15 protein-coding genes and 1 pseudogene are annotated in these 17,076 nt (G+C 69.5%); 6 read left to right on the top strand and 10 right to left on the bottom strand.

Going from position 1 to position 17,076, the window contains the following annotated elements; genetic code table 11:
* Window positions 1–187: 187 nt before the first annotated feature.
* The 4 genes from ABZ453_RS34280 (at window position 188) to ABZ453_RS34265 (ending at window position 5,511) form a co-directional block, all read left to right on the top strand.
* Entirely contained in the window at window positions 188–1,435 is a 1,248-nt protein-coding gene (locus ABZ453_RS34280) for a cytochrome P450 (RefSeq protein WP_359021168.1), read from the top strand.
* A 529-nt stretch (window positions 1,436–1,964) separates the two neighbouring features.
* On the top strand, window positions 1,965–3,119 hold the full coding sequence (locus ABZ453_RS34275) for a hypothetical protein (protein ID WP_359021166.1): 1,155 nt from the start codon (window positions 1,965–1,967) through the stop codon (window positions 3,117–3,119).
* Window positions 3,120–3,753: 634 nt separating this feature from the next.
* Complete coding sequence (locus tag ABZ453_RS34270) at window positions 3,754–4,431, top strand: hypothetical protein (RefSeq protein ID WP_359021164.1); 678 nt, start codon at window positions 3,754–3,756, stop codon at window positions 4,429–4,431.
* A gap of 96 nt (window positions 4,432–4,527) precedes the next feature.
* Window positions 4,528–5,511 carry an aminoglycoside phosphotransferase family protein gene (locus ABZ453_RS34265; protein ID WP_359021162.1) on the top strand — a complete coding sequence of 328 codons (984 nt, stop codon included), beginning with the start codon at window positions 4,528–4,530 and terminating at the stop codon, window positions 5,509–5,511.
* 148 nt (window positions 5,512–5,659) lie between these two features.
* Here ABZ453_RS34265 and ABZ453_RS34260 read toward each other — a convergent pair whose 3' ends face one another.
* The 7 genes from ABZ453_RS34260 to ABZ453_RS34230 form a co-directional block, all read right to left on the bottom strand.
* Entirely contained in the window at window positions 5,660–6,052 is a 393-nt protein-coding gene (locus ABZ453_RS34260; protein WP_359021160.1) for a hypothetical protein, read from the bottom strand.
* A gap of 223 nt (window positions 6,053–6,275) precedes the next feature.
* Complete coding sequence (locus tag ABZ453_RS34255) at window positions 6,276–7,511, bottom strand: ATP-grasp domain-containing protein (RefSeq protein WP_359021282.1); 1,236 nt, start codon at window positions 7,509–7,511, stop codon at window positions 6,276–6,278.
* 2 nt (window positions 7,512–7,513) lie between these two features.
* Window positions 7,514–8,656 (bottom strand): glycine amidinotransferase, encoded by a 1,143-nt coding sequence (locus tag ABZ453_RS34250; protein ID WP_359021158.1) that lies wholly within the window; start codon window positions 8,654–8,656, stop codon window positions 7,514–7,516.
* 18 nt (window positions 8,657–8,674) lie between these two features.
* Window positions 8,675–9,385: an aspartyl/asparaginyl beta-hydroxylase domain-containing protein gene (locus ABZ453_RS34245; RefSeq protein ID WP_359021280.1), complete on the bottom strand. Its 711-nt coding sequence runs from the start codon at window positions 9,383–9,385 to the stop codon at window positions 8,675–8,677.
* Between the two features lie 99 nt (window positions 9,386–9,484).
* Window positions 9,485–9,652 (bottom strand): hypothetical protein, encoded by a 168-nt coding sequence (locus ABZ453_RS34240; protein ID WP_359021156.1) that lies wholly within the window; start codon window positions 9,650–9,652, stop codon window positions 9,485–9,487.
* Between the two features lie 17 nt (window positions 9,653–9,669).
* The gene (locus tag ABZ453_RS34235) at window positions 9,670–11,034 is read right to left on the bottom strand and encodes a hypothetical protein (protein WP_359021154.1); all 1,365 of its coding nucleotides are present in this window, start codon (window positions 11,032–11,034) and stop codon (window positions 9,670–9,672) included.
* A gap of 33 nt (window positions 11,035–11,067) precedes the next feature.
* Window positions 11,068–12,252: a cytochrome P450 gene (locus ABZ453_RS34230; protein ID WP_359021152.1), complete on the bottom strand. Its 1,185-nt coding sequence runs from the start codon at window positions 12,250–12,252 to the stop codon at window positions 11,068–11,070.
* Window positions 12,253–12,567: 315 nt separating this feature from the next.
* Here ABZ453_RS34230 and ABZ453_RS34225 point away from each other — a divergent pair, with 315 nt between their 5' ends.
* Window positions 12,568–13,998, top strand: coding sequence for a Twin-arginine translocation pathway signal (locus ABZ453_RS34225; protein ID WP_359021150.1), 1,431 nt, complete (start codon window positions 12,568–12,570; stop codon window positions 13,996–13,998).
* A 107-nt stretch (window positions 13,999–14,105) separates the two neighbouring features.
* Here ABZ453_RS34225 and ABZ453_RS34220 read toward each other — a convergent pair.
* The 3 genes and pseudogenes from ABZ453_RS34220 to ABZ453_RS34210 all read right to left on the bottom strand — a co-directional run.
* Window positions 14,106–14,478: pseudogene (locus tag ABZ453_RS34220) on the bottom strand (GNAT family N-acetyltransferase); the annotation flags it as partial.
* 46 nt (window positions 14,479–14,524) lie between these two features.
* Complete coding sequence (locus ABZ453_RS34215; RefSeq protein ID WP_359021149.1) at window positions 14,525–14,998, bottom strand: hypothetical protein; 474 nt, start codon at window positions 14,996–14,998, stop codon at window positions 14,525–14,527.
* A 14-nt stretch (window positions 14,999–15,012) separates the two neighbouring features.
* Window positions 15,013–16,281: a helix-turn-helix transcriptional regulator gene (locus tag ABZ453_RS34210; RefSeq protein ID WP_359021147.1), complete on the bottom strand. Its 1,269-nt coding sequence runs from the start codon at window positions 16,279–16,281 to the stop codon at window positions 15,013–15,015.
* A 222-nt stretch (window positions 16,282–16,503) separates the two neighbouring features.
* On the opposite strand from ABZ453_RS34210, the gene ABZ453_RS34205 reads away from it, so the two are divergent.
* Window positions 16,504–17,073: a hypothetical protein gene (locus ABZ453_RS34205; RefSeq protein WP_359021145.1), complete on the top strand. Its 570-nt coding sequence runs from the start codon at window positions 16,504–16,506 to the stop codon at window positions 17,071–17,073.
* Window positions 17,074–17,076 lie beyond the last annotated feature (3 nt).

Genomic DNA, 17,076 nt, shown 5'->3' with positions numbered 1-17,076 from the left:
GCCCCAACTGCTCGCTCGCCGCGGCTGGTTGCCGCACGCGGGACTGGCGTCGCGCTGTCGGTGCTGGCCTGTCTCACCGCACGCGCGCTCCCCCCGGCCACTGACGTGCCCTCAGACACCCCGCACCCGATCTCCCGCCCCGATTCCCACCGCGCCGCGCCGCGCGCCCGTTTGGAAGGTGACCGCCATGACCCTGACCCCGACCATCGGCTGCCCCTACCGTCTCGATGCCACCGGCTCCGACATCCAGGGCGAGGCCGCCGCGCTGCGCGCTCTCGGCCCGGCCGTCCGCACCGTCCTGCCCGGGGACATCCGCGTCTGGACCGTCACCGACCCGGGCCTGATCCGCCGGCTTCTGGTCCACCCCGACATCTCCAAAGACGCCCACCAGCACTGGCCCGCCTACATCACCGGCGAGATACCCGCCGGTTGGCCGCAACGGGTATGGGTCGATGTCCGCAACCCTTTGACGGCCTACGGAGACGAGCACACGCGGCTGCGCCGCCCCCTCGCCCAAGCGTTCAGCCCCCGCCGGGTCCGCGCGCTGATCCCGCAGATCGAGACCATCACCGGCCAACTCCTCGACGAGCTCCAGACAGTCGGCCCGGGTGAGGTGGTGGACCTGCGGGCCCGTTTCACTTGGCGGCTGCCGCTGCTGGTCATCGACAAGCTGTTCCAGACGCCGGCGCACCTGCATGAGGCGTTCCGTGATGCGGCCGGCTCGCTGTTCGCCACCGACCTGACCCCGCAGGCCGCGAAAGCTGCCCACGGCCGGGTCTACGCCCTGATCTCCCAGCTGATCGACTATAAGAGGGCCCACCCGGGGGACGACCTCAGCAGCGACCTGATCGCCGCACGCGACGCCGGGAGGATGAGCGAGCAGGAGCTCGCCAACAGCTTCGTCCTCATCATCAGCGCCGGACACGAAACGACCGTCAATGCACTGGGTCACGCCGTGGTCAACTTGATCACGCACCCGGAGCAGTTGGCGCTCGCGACCAGCGGCCAGGTCTCCTGGCGGCAGGTCGTCGAGGAAACCCTCCGCCACCAGGCCCCCATCGCCACGATCATCCTGCGTTTCGCGGCGCGCGAGGTCATCGACGACATCACCGGCGTGATTTTCGCCGCCGGCGACGCCATCGCCATCAGCTACGCCGCCGCCGGACGCGACCCGGCCACCCACGGACCGAACGCCGACATTTTCGACGTCACCCGGCGCACCGCTCCGCAGCACCTTGCGTTCGGCTACGGAGCCCACCTGTGCGTCGGCGCCGAGCTCGCCCGTATCGAGGCCCGCATCGGCCTGCAGCAGTTGTTCGCCCGGTTCCCGTCCCTGCGCCTGGCCGTCGAGCCCAGCGGACTGCAGCCGCTGCCCAGCTACATCTCCAACGGCCACCAGCGCCTGCCCGTCCACCTCGGCCCCCACAGCCAGTGACTCTGCCGCCGGGAGCCGGCCGGCCCCCGACAAAGGAACCTCACCCCGCGGCACCGGCGCCGCAACGGCCGTCGGTCACCCCGCCGATCACGGGCGGGACAGCGCACAGAGCAGGAGAGCGATGAGAGGGAGTTGATCAGTCGGGGCGGGTCCGGCTCTTGTCAGGAGCCTCATCCCGCCCTGGCCGACGTCGGGTGCGTCACCACCTGACCTCGTCGGCCGCCTGCCACCGCCGGTGATCGGGCGTCACCCCGTTTCCCGGCGAAGAACCCCGGTTGTCAGCCGGGGCTACCGCGACGCGAGTCCCCTTTGTCAGAGGGCACTTCGCGTTTTCTACGAGTCGGAACCGAGTATGCAATACGCCCTTGTCTCCTGTCAGCCTGATTCCCCGCGCCACCGGCAGGCCGCACCGCCCGCCGCCCCGGTCACTGCCGCCCACCGTCCAGCTCGGTGTTGGACACCTGCTCCGGCCGAGACGATCACGCACACCGCGTCCCGGCGCACCGGCCCGCGCGCGTGGCTGAGGGCATTGGAGGAGGCCGCCCGCGCGGGCCTTGTCCCCGGGGTCACCGCCACCACCAGGCGCATCGCCATGGTGCTCGTCGGCCGGATGGGCTTCGACACCGGGCACGCCCGATACGTGCTGACGGACGTCATGCAGCGCACCGGCCTGAGCCGCACCGCGGTGACCGATCACATCAGGCTGCTGCGCACCGCCGGCTGGCTCGCCTGGGTCGAGCACGGCTCCCACGCCAACGTCCGGCGAGGACGCGGGCTGCCCGGCTACGCGGCCACGGCCACCGTGTACGCGGCGACGATCCCGCCCGCCTACGACGCATGGGCGGGCAACCAGCTGGCCGGCACCGGCTACCGAGCCTGGGTCATCCGCCCCGGCCGCCGCAGCCCGGCACCGACAGCCCGGGCCGAAGGCGGGGGGAGGAAGACGGGACCAACGCGGACCCCTTCCCTTCGGTGGGTGAAGAAGGAGGGAAAGGCTCAGGTAGTGGGTGGTGAAAGAAGATCTACCGCGGGCACGGCAGTAGGCCAGAGCCGTCGACGCAAGAAGCGCCGCCTGACCGTGACCGGCTACACGATCACCGGTGAGCGGATCGAGCGGGCCCGCCAACTCGCCCGCGCTGTACGGCCTCTGGTGACGTGGGTGCAGCGCGCCACCCTCGACGAACTGTCGTGGGTGCTGCTCGACCTCGTCGCCCGCGACTGGACCCAGCCGCAGATCGTGCTCTGGCTCAACCGCCTCGGCCAGGACATCGGCGCGCCCCGCTGGCGGCCAAAAGCCCCACACCGGGTCATCGCCGCCGCCCTGCACCGCAAAGCCGCCCACGACGAGTGCACAGCCGTCCCCGGCGACCTGGCCCACGAAGAACGCCTTCCACCCGTGGCCCCGAACGCCGCCTTCCACCAGGCCGCCACCACGGTTCGCCACCAGTGCACCGGCGCCAGCGGGACGGACACGTCCGGCAACGGCTATGGCGAGCACGATGAGTTCCAGCCGACCGCTTGGGAGGTGGCACAGTTGCGGGAAGCCGCCAAGAGCGACCCGACACTCGTCCTCGCAACCGCCCGCATCCGCGGCCGCGCGGCCGCCATCGCCACCTACGGCACGATGGCCGTCCCCATCCTCGAAGCACCAGCCGCGTACACCGGCTTTCGTGCGGCAGGTTGACCCAGTCACGAAGGGCGAGACCGTCGACGTAATGGGTGTCGGCTAGACCGGGTCGCCTCGCGGCCGATTGCTCTGTCCGTGCACCCCGCGGACCAGCGATGCTGGTGAGCGCTCTTCCCGATCGAGGTGGAGACACTCGTCGAAGTCTGGCCGGCACAGCCAAGCACTCCGTCGTGACTGCAACTGGAGTGAAGTAGCCGTGAACACCGCCCGCATGTCACGGTGGAACCAGTCGACCTGGCCCCATGTTCCCTCAGGCGCCGAGGTGACTTGCACCCCTTCCGACCTCTTAATCCAATACGAGTACTCCTGAACAAGGGCTCGGAAGAACTGCCGAGTCGTCCTGCTTTTGCCGGGCAGATCTGTGATCCAGTCCGGGATGTCGCTCGTACGCCGTCTGAACAGAGCCACGCCGCATCGCCTCCCCTGGTCAGCCTCACGCCCGGAGCGGATCGGACGATTATGACAGTTGGCGGACCGCCTTCCCGGCCCGCTCGACCCGACGCTGGACGACTGGACCGACGTAGTTCCAGGTGCCGGTGTCCTCAAGAAGTACCTGAGCTGCTGCGGAGCAATCGACCCCCTTCGACAAGTAAACTTGTCAGCCGTCTAAGCGACAAGTACTCTTGTCGCTATGGATTCCGATCTGGACGCCTTCTGGCGTGACGTCATGACCCTGCAGGAGCCCCCCTACCGGGCACCCGGAGACGATGAAGTCCTGCAGCTCCAGGACCAGGTGGCGGAAGCCGCCCGCACCCTGGCCCAGGCGATCTCGACGCGGGAGTCCGCCTACCGCGCCGAGGGCCAGGAGGCCCCCAACGGCATCGCGATCTCGCCTGACTGGCAACTCGCGTACCTGTACGCCCTTCACGAGATCGAGGGCATCGCCCGCCGCCTTGCCGACAACACGGCCCGCACCGCCGGCGGCACCGGAGCGAGCTACGCCCAGCTCGGGGCTGCCTGGGGAATCACCAAGCAGGCAGCGCGGCTGCGCTGGCCCGGCGCCGTGCGCAAGCACGACGACACCAGCGGCGAAGGCGAACCGTTCGAGCTGCGGCTCGGCGGGGGTATCGCCGAGATCATCCAACTCCCCAACCAGGAAGGGTTCGTCTGGGAGGCCACCGGAGCCGACCGCGCCAGCGGTCAGTCCCCAGAGCTGTACGGAAGCCGGATCGAAGCCGCAGCTCACGCCGGCGCCTTCCTCGCCCGGCACGCGGTCCCGGGCGACGGCAGGGACGATCCCGACGCAGCGCACGCCGGCTGCTTCGAACCCCACCTCGGTTCCGACGGCTACGACGGCACCCCCCTCTGAACCCGCGCGGCGCGCAGCACACGGGATCACCGCCGACCTGGCGCACAGCGAGCACGCGAGACCGGCCCGGCCCGCGCAGGCCGTATAAGGAACGTCATGGAATTCCGCCCCATCCCCCGCGCAAGCGAGGCCTTCCAGCAGCCCGTCACGGCCGAGGACATCGAAACGATCACGCTTCGAGCCTTCGGCCGCACCGTCCGCGTCACTTCGGCGGTCGAGCTGGGAGGAGGCATGTACAACAACACCTACCGGCTCGTGGCGGACGGCCTCGACGGGCCGGTCATCCTGCGCATCGCCCCCGCTCCGGAACGCCAGTTCGCCAGCGAGCACGAGCTGATGCGCAACGAGTACGCCACCGTCCCCTTCCTCGCTCCTATCGCGGACCTTGTTCCGCGAATCCTGGCCGCCGACTGGTCGCAGGAGATCACCGGCCGGGACTGGATGGTGCAGAGCCACATCGAGGGCACCCCGGCCCCCGACCGTCTCGGCGACTACCCCCGCACCCTCTGGCACGGGTTCTTCGCCCAGCTCGGCACGATCACGAGGAAGATCCACGCCGTGACCGGTCCGCGCTTCGGGGCCGTCGCCGGACCCAGCTACGCCACGTGGAGCGAGGCGGTGCTGGCCTCCCTGTGCGCCATCGCGGACGATGTCAGCCGTGTCGGGTTGGACGCCACAGACGTACGCAAGGTCGCGGACCTCGCGGTCGAACACCACAAGGTCCTGGACGAGATCACCGAGCCCCGGCTGCTCACCGGCGATCTGTGGACCGTCAACACCATGCTCGCGGACGCGCCCACGCCGGTCATCAGCGGTGTCCTCGACATGGACCGCACCCTGTGGGGTGATCCGGCCGCAGACTGGAGCATCCGCATGGCCAGCGCCAAGCAGGACGAACGCACCGCGTTCTGGAAGACCTACGGCTCGCGTGACACTTCCACCGCCGCCACCTGGCGCAGCCTCGTCTACGAGGCCCGTCACCTGGGCGCCATCCGCCTGGAGCGGCATCGTCTGCACAAGGATCAAGGCGTCCGCGACAGCTACGCGTCCATGGCTGCCGTACTGAAGCAACTGACCTGACGAGAGGAACCGGCCGCGGGTGAGCCTGGCGGGGGCCGAAATGGGGGCGCCAACTCTTGTTCGCGAAGCACGAGTCGGAGCGCCCGGCTGGTCCGGGCGCCCAACACTGAGCAGTTGTGTGCTTCTGTGAAACCCATGGGCCCAGGGTTCAGCAGGAACTGGCATCCTGGATCTTGATACCCGTAACCGTCGCGTCAGAGTCGAACTCGATGTCCGAATTGGGGTTGAGACAGAAGTAGTGGGTCGTTCCGCGGTAGGTGTAGCGCAGCATGGCGCGGTCGTCGTTGCGGGAGTTGAATACCGCGTGTGAGCCGCGGCTCTGGGAGCCGAGAGTTTGGTAGTAACTGGTGATGTCCTGGTAGGCGGCGGTCGGGCTGTCGTGGAGCCAGTCGCTGGACGTCAGGTAGAAGCACACCTTGGGCCAGTCACATCCGTACTCGGACGATGCGGAGGCGGGCGTTGCGGCAAGCGTGACGAGGCTGGTGGCGGCGGCAATGCCGAGGCCGACGGCGGCAGAGAGTTTCTTCTGAAGCCTGGTCATCAAAGCGGTTCTCCCTGTTTCGCGTTGCACGGTAGGTGACCAGGGCAGCTTCTCTGTTGATCAGGCAGAGGTCTTGGACGAATGGGCAGTGCCCAAGAGCTGGCTCGAACCGGTCCTTGGCCGTTCAGCCGGTTCCTGGCTCTCTCAGGTGCTGGTGCTGTGGGTGCCTTGCCGACTGGTCTGGGGACCGGCTGGTCGGCCGTGCGGTTGTCACGCTGCGCCTTCAAGCGCCTGTGCGCGGGCCGACAGCGACGGTGATCTGGCGCAGGATCCAGTCGGCCTGCTCGTCGACGGTACGCGGCTCGTGACCGGTGATGATGACATGGCCGAGGCGGCCGCGATTGGATGCCGGCGGGCCCACGACTGCTCCCTCGGCTACGCGCAAGCGGACGGCTGGGATGGTGGCGTTCACCTCCGGCAGGCCGGTGACGGCGACCAGCCGGCCTGCGTGGGGCGCGGTCAGGAACCGGACGGTGGCGTACCCGCTGCGCGCTGAGGTGAGGGTGGCCGGTTGGCCGAGGGCGATGTCCCACAGCGTGCGCCAGCAGTCGGTGCCGAGCGCGTGCTGGATGAGGACGCCAATGTGTCCGGCGCCGAGGCGTGCGCCGATCTCCAGGACGGTGCAGCGGCCGTCGGGGCCGAGGACGAGTTCGGTGTGGGTGGCGCCGTTGCGGACGCCGACCGCGGCGATCGCCCGGTCGGCCTGGTCGAGCAGGGCCCGTTCGGCGGCCGCGGGCAGGCGGGCGGGTAGCGCATGGCCCAGCTCGACGCGGTGGATGCCGCCGGTGGTGTGCTTGCGGGTGATGCACAGATGGGTGGTGACCTCGTGCTGGGTGACGGATTCGACGCTGAACTCGCAGCCTTCGACGTGTTCTTGGACCAGGATGCGCCCGTCGCGCGGCATCCCGTACATCGCCTTCGCCTGGCGGGCGGCGTGCCAGGCCGGCTCCAGTGCTTCGGGGCTGGTGACCACGGTGACGCCGGCCGATCCTGCGCCGTCGGCCGGTTTGACGACGCACGGGAAGCCGACCGCAGCGGCTGCGGCTCGCAGTTCGCGGGAGTCCGTGACGATCGTGGTGCGGGGTGTGGAGACGTGGCCGGCGTCGAAGGCGGCCGTCATGAGGGCCTTGTTGCGTGCGGCGGCCGCGCGTTCGGGATCGTTGCCGGGCAGGTCGAGAGCCGCGCACGCCCGGGCGGCCAGGTCGGTGAGGTACTCGTTGACGGTGAGCAGGGCCTTCGCGCCGATTCGGCCCCCGTAGCCGGTGATGTCCTTCAGGGCTTGGGCGGGCCGGGAGAAGTTGGTGACCAGGCGGCCCGCCAGGAGTCGGTGCAGTTCACCGGAGTAGGTGGCGAGGGTGGCGGCATCGGTGACGGCGTGAACGGGGTGGCCGGAGGCGGCCGCGGCCCGGACCAGGTGCTCCGACTCCGGGCCGGCCGCCTCCAGCAGCAGGACCGGCATGCTCACCGGTAGTCCTCCGGTCCGCCCGCGCGGCGCATGTCGAGGGTGAAGCAGTGGAATCCGCCGCCGAACAGGCGGCGGTGGCGGTGTCGGACCGGGATCACGGTGAAGCCTTCGCCCTCCAGGGTCTTGATCAGGCCGGTGCAGTCGGCGTTGACCAGGACTCGCTGCTCGTCCAGGGACAGCACGTTGATGTCGATGTAGGGGCTGGTGAGGACCAGGTCGGTGTCGTCGTAGGTGGGGAAGCTGCCGGGATCGGGCTCGGGCGGCACGATGAACTTCCAGCTCTGGAAGGCGTCCGGGAGCATGTCGCGCAGCCCGGCGTGCCGGGCGAGGAACATCCCAGGCTTGAGGGCCAGGAGCATGGAGTCGATGTGGTTGTCGGCCATGCGGTGCACGCGGTGGAGGCGGAAGCGGCCGGTCACCTGCCGCTGGAGCCAGTCTGCGCCGAGCCGGTGGTTGTCCTGCGCGATGTTGACGATGAGGTCCTGGCCCAGGCGCAGGACCTGGGCGCCGTCCAGCATCATTTCGAGGCCGACGTCGTACGGGCTGAGCTGCGGGTCGGTGATCGGTTCGGTCGGGCCGCCGAGGGTGGTGGCGGCGTCCCGGGCGTAGGAGAGGTCGAAGCTGGCGTCGGTGAGAGTGGGCCGGGGCATCGTCGACCAGCGGGCGCCGGCGTCTGCGTAGTGGCGGAAGACGGGGGTCAGCAGCCGGGTTTCCAGGTAGCGGCTGCGGATCGCGGGCGCCGTTTCGATGATCTCATCGCCGAGGATGAGGGTGTTGTCGCGCACGTTGAGGGCGGGGGTCGGGGCGGCCTGCCAGCCCAGCCCGGCGATCGGTAAGGCGTTTTCGGGCAGCGGCAGCGGCCGGTGCACGGTGATGCCGAGCGAGGTGAGTGTGGCGGCGAGGTTCTCGACGTCTTCGTGGAGTTCCTCGGTGTACCGCTTGCTGATCTTCCACGTCTCGGCCTTCCCGCCGCTGCCGCGAGCGGCCAGGCGCGGGTAGGCCCAGTCGGAGCGGTAGCCGCCGAGGGCCTCGTGGAAGAACAACTCGAAGGTGAGGTCCCGGTCGTGCCCCACGTAGTTCTCCGCGGACCCCACCACGATCTCGCTCAGCGGGGTGAAGTCGTCGTAGCTGTTCAGCATGGGTGCGTCCTCGCTTCTTCAGGCGTCGGCCCGGCTGCCGTCGGCGGCCGGGAGGGGAACGTGCTGGCTGGTCAGTGCGCGGCCGTGTCGGGCATGCAGCACGACGTGGTCGATGCGGACCTGGAGGGTGCGCTGCTCGCTCCAGCCGGCGTAGCGGTACTCGCCGTCGGCGACGGGCACGAGGGCGTAGCGGTGCTCCCCGGCTTGAAGGACGAGCCCGTCACCGCGCTCGGCAAGCCGGACGACCGTGCTGTGGCCCTCCATCGGGGTGTCGTGGCCGAAGTCCATGAACCCGGACGGCAGGGTCAGGGAGATCGGCAGCGCGGCGGTCGCCCGCTGTGCGGTGGTGTGCTGCCGGTTGAACAGCACGTCGGCGGCGGCGATCTCCTCCTGCCACGGTTCGGGGAAGAGCCCGGCGAGCTCGCGGGTGAGCAGCGTGTCGATGACCGCGTGGACGCGCCGTACGGGCCCGGTGTTGCGGACCAGGTGCTCGCGGGAGAAGTCGCCGTACCAGAAGGTGCCGGGCTGCCACCGGTGTTCGGTGCCGTCAAGGACGAGCACCGCGCCGGGATGAGTGACGATGGGGATGTGCAGGCGCACCATGCCCCGCTCCAGGGCGTACTTGGGGTCGCAGTGCGGCTGCGAGGCGGCGGCGGGACCGAAGGCGAGCAGCCGTACGGCGTTCAGCGGGGCCGGGATGCTGTCGAGGATCTCTTTCAGGTAGGGCAGTTGCTGCAGCCAGCAGGTGGCGGCGTAGTCGTCGGGGCCGGGGCCGCCGGGATCGGTGCGGGTGGGGTCGCCGCCGGGGCTGCGCAGCGGCAGGACGCGTCAGTCGGTCCGCGTGTCCGGGCCGATGCGGTCGGCGGCGTAGTGGGTGCGCTGGCGCTCCCACTCGTGTTCGGTGATCTGGGCGAGTTCGCGTGCGAGGCGAGCGGCGTCGAAGACGGGGCTGAGGCGTGCCGCCGGTGCGGGCCGCGCGGAGGTCGTGGTGCTCATCAGGCTCGTGCCTTTCGTCAGGCCGCCGCGTGGCAGGCGGCGGCGAAGCGGGTCTCCAGGGCGTTCCAGATCGCGTTGTGCCTGGCCGGGGTGTCGTAGACGGTGGAGAAGGTGAACTGGGCGCCGCTGCCGGCGGGTGGGGCGACGATGGGCATCGACACGATCACTCCGGTACGGGTGGCGGGGTCGTAGCCGAGGCCGAGTTCGGTCAGCGTGCGGTGGAAGGTGGCGCCGTCCGGGACCGTCCAGTGGGCGGGGACGTGGGATTCGGTGACGGTGCGCTCGGGGGCCGTGTTCGCGTGCACGATGTGGTGGGCGAACACCTCGTAGATGTGCCAGGAGCCGGTGACCTGGGCGTTGACCTCGGTGAACAGCACGTGACCTTGGGGGGTGACGATGGCGTCGGTGCTGAGGCAGCCGCGGTAGCCGACGTCCCGGTAGGTGGCTGCGAGACGGGCCGAACCGTCGAGCAGCTGCTTCTGAACGGCCGGGGTGAGGTCGCGCAGGGGGACGCTCTCGTGGCTCAGGCGCCGGCTCGTGTAGCGCAGCTCGCCCATCTCGGTCGGCTGGATGCCGGTGTCGGTGAGGTGCTGCTCGCAGTACACGGTCCGCGCGTCGGGGATGAACTCCTCGAGGACGACGGGGAAGCGGCCGTCGGCTGACGCCCACGTCCAGCGCTCGGACCAGTACGCGGCGATGCCCCCGGTCAGGTCCGCGCCGTCCAGCTGGTGCTGGTGGCGGGCGCCGGCGTGGCCGGTGGCCAGGGAGGGGTCGGCCACGAGCAGCTCGTTGCCCACCCCTGCGCCGTTGTGGGCCTGCTTGACCACGACAGCTCCGGCGTTCTCCATCAGCCGCTGGGTCGCAGCGGCGGCCTCGCCCGGGTCACGGACGACTGTGCCCGCCGCGACGGGCGCCGCGGCTGCGGCCGCGAGCATCCTGAACACCGTCTTGTTGTTGACGAGTTCGCCGCCGCCCTGGGTGAGGAATCCGGCACCGGGCAGCTTCTCGGCCAGGCCGAGGGCTGTGGCGAAGCGGGCGGCGGACGCGGACGGCCACAGCGTCCACACCTCCTGAACCGCGCGGGTGCCGCCGTGCCCGGCGAGCACGGAGCGCACCTGGTCGATCAGGGCGGGGTGGGTGAGCATCTGCGGGTCGAGCAGCCGGTGGCCGTACTGGCCGGACGGCACCGTCACCAGGTGTAGCTGGCTGGGGTCGGTGCCGGTCAGGGCGGTCGCGTAGCGCAGGAAGTGCGGGTCGGGCGGGGCGCATAGGACGACGAGGTCGCCGTTGCGGGCGCCCCACAGCGCGCGCTGCGTCCACGCCCACAGGTCGGTACGGTTGCGGATGGACGGGTCGATGTGGTTGGCGATGATGATCCTCAACGCAGGCTCCAGGGATGGCAGGAAGAGCAGAGGTCAGGGCTGGAGGGAAAGCGGCAGGCGGGCGAAGGTGCGCATCGTGGCCGTGCGTCGGCGCGGCGCTGGCCCGGCCGGGCACGGCCAGGTCTGGGTGTCGAGCAGGGTGTCGACGAGCACGGCCAGGACGCGCTGCGCCATGACGGTGCCGAGGCAGGCGTGGGTGCCCCAGCCGTAGCCGAGGTGCCGGTTGGGCGTACGGTCCAGCACCAGCTGATCGGGGAGTTCGAACGTGTCGGGGTCGCGGTTGGCCGCGGCGAACAGCACGGTGACCTTCTCGCCGCGGCGCACGTGCACGTCGCTGATTGTGACGTCGCCGGTGGCCAGGCGGGTGGTGCCCTGCACGGGGCCGTCGAAGCGGACCAGCTCGTCGACGGCCGTACGCACCAGACCGGGGCGCTCGCTCAGCGCGGGCCAGATCTCGGGATGGTGGGCCAGGGTGTACAGCAGGTTGCCGAGCGCGGCGGTGAGAGTGGAGTAGCCGCCCTGGAACATCACGCGGGCCGAGTGCCGCACGTAGGCCGCCTGCTCCGGGCTGGCGTCCGCGGTGTGAGCGCGGACATGGCCCAACAGCCCGCTGGACCGTCCGGTCGTGGTGAACCAGGAGTCCACCAGCTCGCTCAGCTGGGCGCGGGCGCGGCGGCCGGGCTCGATCAGCTCGGGGTTCAGTCCGGCGTCCATACTCCGCATGATCGTGTCGGAGATTGCCGCCCACTCGGCCAGCGGCGGAGGCGTGACACCGAGCAGGTCGCTGATGGCGGCCAGGGCGACGGGCTGCGCGAGCTCGCGCATCGCCTCCACCACGGACTGCGCGGCGCACAGGTGAAGCCGTTCGCGGATCACCTGCCCAACCGAGTTCTGAAGGGCGTCCAGGTCCTGGGCGTGCAACGCGGTCATGAACAGGCTGCGCAGGCCCGCCTGCTGAGGCGGGTCGAGGACCTGCACGCTCAGGTGCGCGTCCGGCACGGGGATGCCGAGCCGACGCGGATCCCGCGCGAACGTGGCGTGGTCGCGCAGCACGCGCAGGCAGTCCTCGTACCGGGTGATCAGCCAGCATTCCATTCCCTCGTGCCAGGCCACCGACGCCTGCTCGCGCAAGGCGGCCAGTTGCGGGTACGGGTCGGCGAGCGTCGCCTCGTCCAGCGGGTCGTAGCCCAGCGGGGATGTCATCGGCCCTGCGGCCATCGCGGAGTTCTCCTTCACATCAGAGGGGTGATGCGGTCCCGGCCGCTGGCGATGCCGGCGGCCGGGATGCGGACAACGGGCCTCGTCAAGTGCGAGGCGATCAGTGGTCGTAGCCCATGACGGCCCCTCCTCTCATCCGGAGGTCTCCCGGCCGAACCGGCCGGATGCACACAGCCTCGCCCCGGCCCCGCCGCAAGGTCATTGCGCCTGTTGAGGGCCGGAATTGCGGGTTGCCGCAATGCTCGTTTCCGCCCTGCCGGGTCGGCGGCACCTGGGATAGCGTGAAGGCTCAGGCTTGGTTGGACGGGGGCGCCCATGACCGCCGCAATCACCCGCTCGCGACGTGCCGCCATCGCGCGGGAGGCCGCGTTGATCCGCAGACGCTGCCAGCGCACCGGCTTCACCACCGAGCACATCGCCGCGGCGATCCGCGAGGAACTCGCGGAGGTCACCGAGCTGGAGGCGTGGCGCCTTGCGCTGGGCTGGTCGAGGGCCGACACCATCGCGCAGATCGGGGAGCTGTACGTCACGGACGGACTGCTGCCGCCGGGCTTATCGGAGTCGATGCTGTGCCGCTGGGAACACGACCCCGAGGACTGGCCCGGGCAGGACTACGCAGTGATGCTCTGCCGCGCCTACCGGGCCACCCCCGAGCAACTGGGACTGCACAAGGTTGCGCGTGTACGGCAGTTGTCGGCGTGGACGGCGGAGCTGATCGGATACGGTCGCAACGACGCCGGAGGCGCCGCATCCGGCCGGCAGGAAGGGGCGGATCCGATGACCACCGATGCGGGGCTCCCCTCGGTCAGAGAGTCCCTCCAGCTTGCGCTCCTGGCAGAACCCGAGGGCAGCCCGCTCGTCGACGAACTCGCCGAAGCCGCCGCCGACCACTACCACCTCAACTACAGCAAGCACCCCGTCCCCGTGCTGTTTCGGGAGGTCCGCGCCGCGCGCACCCTGCTGGCCGGGGTGCTCCCCGCCGGCACGGACGGCACCGAACTGCACCGCCAGCTCGGCCGGCTCTCCGGACTCCTGGGCAACCTGGCCTTCCACCTGGACGACCCGGCCGGGGCACGCACCCACCTGGGCACCGCCGTCTCCTACGCCAACCGGTGCGGTGATACGGCGCTGGCGGCGTGGGCGTACGGGGCGCAGAGCATGGTGGCCCGCCACACCGGCAACCTGACCGCCGCGCTCGCGTACGCCGAACGCGGCGCGGCCGCCGCCCCCGCCGGCCTGGTCCGCGCCCAACTCCACGCCTGGGCGCTGCTGCCCACCCTCGCCCAACAGGGCCGCGACCGGGAGGCGGCCGCCGCCCTCGACGTGGCCCTGACTGAACTCGAAGCCGACCCGGCCGGCCGAGCGCCCGGGCGTTTCGGCTTCGACGAGCCCGAACTCGCCCTGCACCAGGCCGAAGCCCACCTCACGCTGGGCCGCACCGAGCAGGCCCGCACCCGCGCCGAGGCCTCAGCGGCCGCCTGCACCACCGGCACACCCGGATGGGCCGCCGCCACCCTCGTCCTCGCCCAGGCCGAGGCATCCGAGACGCCGTCCGACGCCGCGCAGCGCGCCCTGGACGTCCTTGACCGGGTACCACCCAGCCGCCTGCGTGCCACCGCCCGCACCCGGCTTGAGCGCCTGAACGGCCTCCTCGCCACCCGCCCCGCCGAGCATGTGGCCGATCTGCGCGAACGCCTGCGCACCCTGCCGCCTCCTGTGGACGCATCCGGCGTCGCATCGGCGTGACGCCTGCCGGCATCCAGCAGTGGTCGGCTCGCGGACCTGATCGGGATCGGAAGCGGTGAGTCAGCCCAGCGGGGCCCAGATCAACGAGAGGGGGTAGCCGAGGGCCGCGCGAGCCGCATAGAGGCGGTGTTGGCGGTGTGGGTGGCGAGCACCACCGGCGCACCGGGGAGGACGGTCAAACCAATCGAGTACCGCCGCACACGCCTCAGCGGCGTATACGCATCCCCATGCCTGCGGCAGGAACCGATAGCTAAGATCAACCCTGCCCTCGGCAGCCGGGGGCTGGTGCTCCCGTGCTCTCCTGAGCTGGATCTGGCCGATCATCGCCCCATCGAGATCAACGGCAAAGCTCCCGGGCCACCGCCCTGGCACCTCGGGCATCTCGCGCTCAAGCTCGTCACGCGGGCGGGGGCCGCCGAGATAGGTGTGCATCTGGAGTTCACCGCCTGTACCGCCTCCCTCACCCGGAGGATCGGACACGAGGTCGGCCCGCGTCCGGGCGAGTAGGTCTGGCCTGCGACTGCACCTACCGACTGGCGCCTTCGGGCCACAGCACGGTCACCGGGACGCCGACCCGTTCCGCATAGGACACGACGTCCGCCGTGCCGCCGTAGCCGCGTGCGGGCTGGCCATCCCAGACTGCCGTCAGTTCGTCGGAGAGACCGACGAGGATCTCACTGCCCGCCTGATGGGCCTCGGAGGTTGACTCTCGTAGGCCGGTGCGGTGGATGTCGGACGCGGCCTGCAAGAGTTTGTCGTAGACGGGGTGGTGCCATGCTGGCAGGCCTTCACGGTACTTCTCAGCTGGAATGACCACTTCGATCTTGCCCCCAGCCTCGAGGACTGCTTCGGCCCACCATGCGTCCGGACCGTCGGCAATGCAGCTGATCGCTACCAGGTCACGGGAGTCAAAGGCCTTGGCTCTCGCCGTAAGCATCGTCCGAACTTGGTTCTCGACGTGCTGTGGGAGTCCTCTGTGGCCCGTGATGCCGACTCGCATCTGCGTCCTTTCCCCTACATGTAGATGGCCTGTAGCTGGCTGTCGAACTGACGCACCACGGAAGGCGGTGAGGCACCGTGGTAGGCCCTTCGAAAGGCTCGGGCTCGTTCCGCGATCTTGCCTGATTGCAATCTGACGCCCTCGGCGAGTGCCCGGGAAGCAAGGCCGAATGCCTTGTCCAGCTCCTTCGTGGCCAGGTAACCAGAGGCTACGTCGAGAGTGAGCAGCGCCCGCTGTTTGTCGTGACCGTTGCTCAGCGCAGACTCGACATCCTGATCCGAAAGGCGTGTGTGCAGGGGTTGTCCGAGCCTTGCGGTGCATGTCAATGCGCAGGCAGCGAGCTTGCGCTCATCGAACGCGAAGATCCATGGCCAGGCTACGGGCTCAGCATCCGGAATCTGTGCCGCATGGTGTGCAGACGCCTTTAACGCCTTTTCGCAGGCCCGCCGATCTCCGCTGACGGCGTGAGCCCTCGCTTCAATCGAGGCTAGCCATGCAGCAGCGAGGGGTGGTACATGACTACCGAGGTGGTGACGAGCTTGGTGGATGAGGCGTGTCGCTGCGTACGGATTGCCAGTGTCGGCTTCGAATGACGCCAGGCTGCCAATTTGATACGCGAGCAGCAGCGGGTCATGGGCAGACTGCGCGGCCTTCACTGCCGAGCCGTACCAGCCACGCGCAGAACCGTGGTTGCCCATGTCCCAAGAGAGCCATGCGGCGAACGACGCTGCCTCTGATGCGATTGGCGCCAGGCGCGTGCGGTAGGTGTCGTCGGGGGCATTCCGGATGAGGGTACGGATGAGCTCCAAATGACCTTGGCTGACTTTGGAGAGGTCGGGGGACGCGGTCGAGGCGTCCAACCGGCGGTATGAGGCAGTGACCACACGTAGAGCAGCGGCCTGCGAGTTATCGATCTCTGGGGCGGGGGTAGGGGCGGCGATATACGCCAAGGGGAGCACTGCAGCTCCGGCCGCCAACCCCATGAATTCGCGACGTTCCACGGGCGGTGTTCCGTTCGAGGGCTGATTGGCGAGGCCAACCAGCTCGAACGGGAGCCCCAGTTCAGTGGCGGCGGTCGCCAGGATCGTCATGTTGTAGTCGCCGGTGCCGCGGTTCTCCAGTCGGGAGATCGCCGCTTGAGAGACGCCGCAGACCCTGGCGAGCTGGGTCTGTGACGCACCGGTCACTTTCCTCGCGCGGTAGACCACTTGTCCGAAGTCCCCTGCGCGGGCTGCGTCTTTGATGTCTCCGTACGCAGCCCAGTCGATGTCTTGTGTCCCCACGGTAGGCAGGATCCCACGTCCCGTCATCCCTCGTTATACGCCTGTCGAATATTCGTACCCGTTCTGCGAATGGCGTGTAGAGGAGGCGAGGCCGAACGCGGTTTCCTGTGACGGCGCTCACTTCTACGACTTCGTTCTCCTATCCGTCTTGGAGACCACCATGACCTCATCCTCACTCCGTGGCATGGCCAGAGTCGTAGAGCCACCGTCTCCCATGGCCCCATGGGCGACCACGTCTGCCGGATTGCCGGCTATCGGACGTTGATCGTCCCTATGAAAGCAGAGGAATCCGTGAATCCGTCGGGCATCTCGGCCGGTGACTTCCTGGAGATCAGTGACCTCCTCATGTCAGACGAAAACGCTCTGAGGTTCCGGTGGGAGGGGCGGATGAGCTCGGAACAGTTCATCGGTCCCAACACCCGGATCAGGGTCCGCCCACGCCTCACAGCCGCGCGTTGGCCCGGCAACATCGATGCAGCGGCACGCGTGTCGGGCATGCTCACCGACAACGCCGTGGTTCACGCGAAACCCCTCGCCGGGAACGTCATCGCCATTTGCCTTATGTGCCCTCAGGACTCGGACGTCCTGATCATCGAGGTGACCGATGGCCTTGCCGACTTCCCTGGCTTCGACGAGTTGAGCACCCGGCGGGAGGCACGCGGGAAGCCCTGCGGGCTGTGGTGGGTGCACCACTACCGCGCATCCGTCGCGTGGCGCATCAACTACGACGACGTCGGCCAGCCCGTCGGGAAGACCGTGCAGGTCGTCATGCCCAAGGACTGGGGCCAGTAGCAA

This window comes from Streptomyces sp. NPDC005799, from assembly GCF_040630525.1.
In the GTDB taxonomy this organism is placed as follows: Bacteria; Actinomycetota; Actinomycetes; order Streptomycetales; family Streptomycetaceae; genus Streptomyces; species Streptomyces griseorubiginosus_B.
The sequence above is the reverse complement of the archived record's forward strand: the minus strand, read 5'-3'. Positions and strand labels throughout refer to the sequence as shown.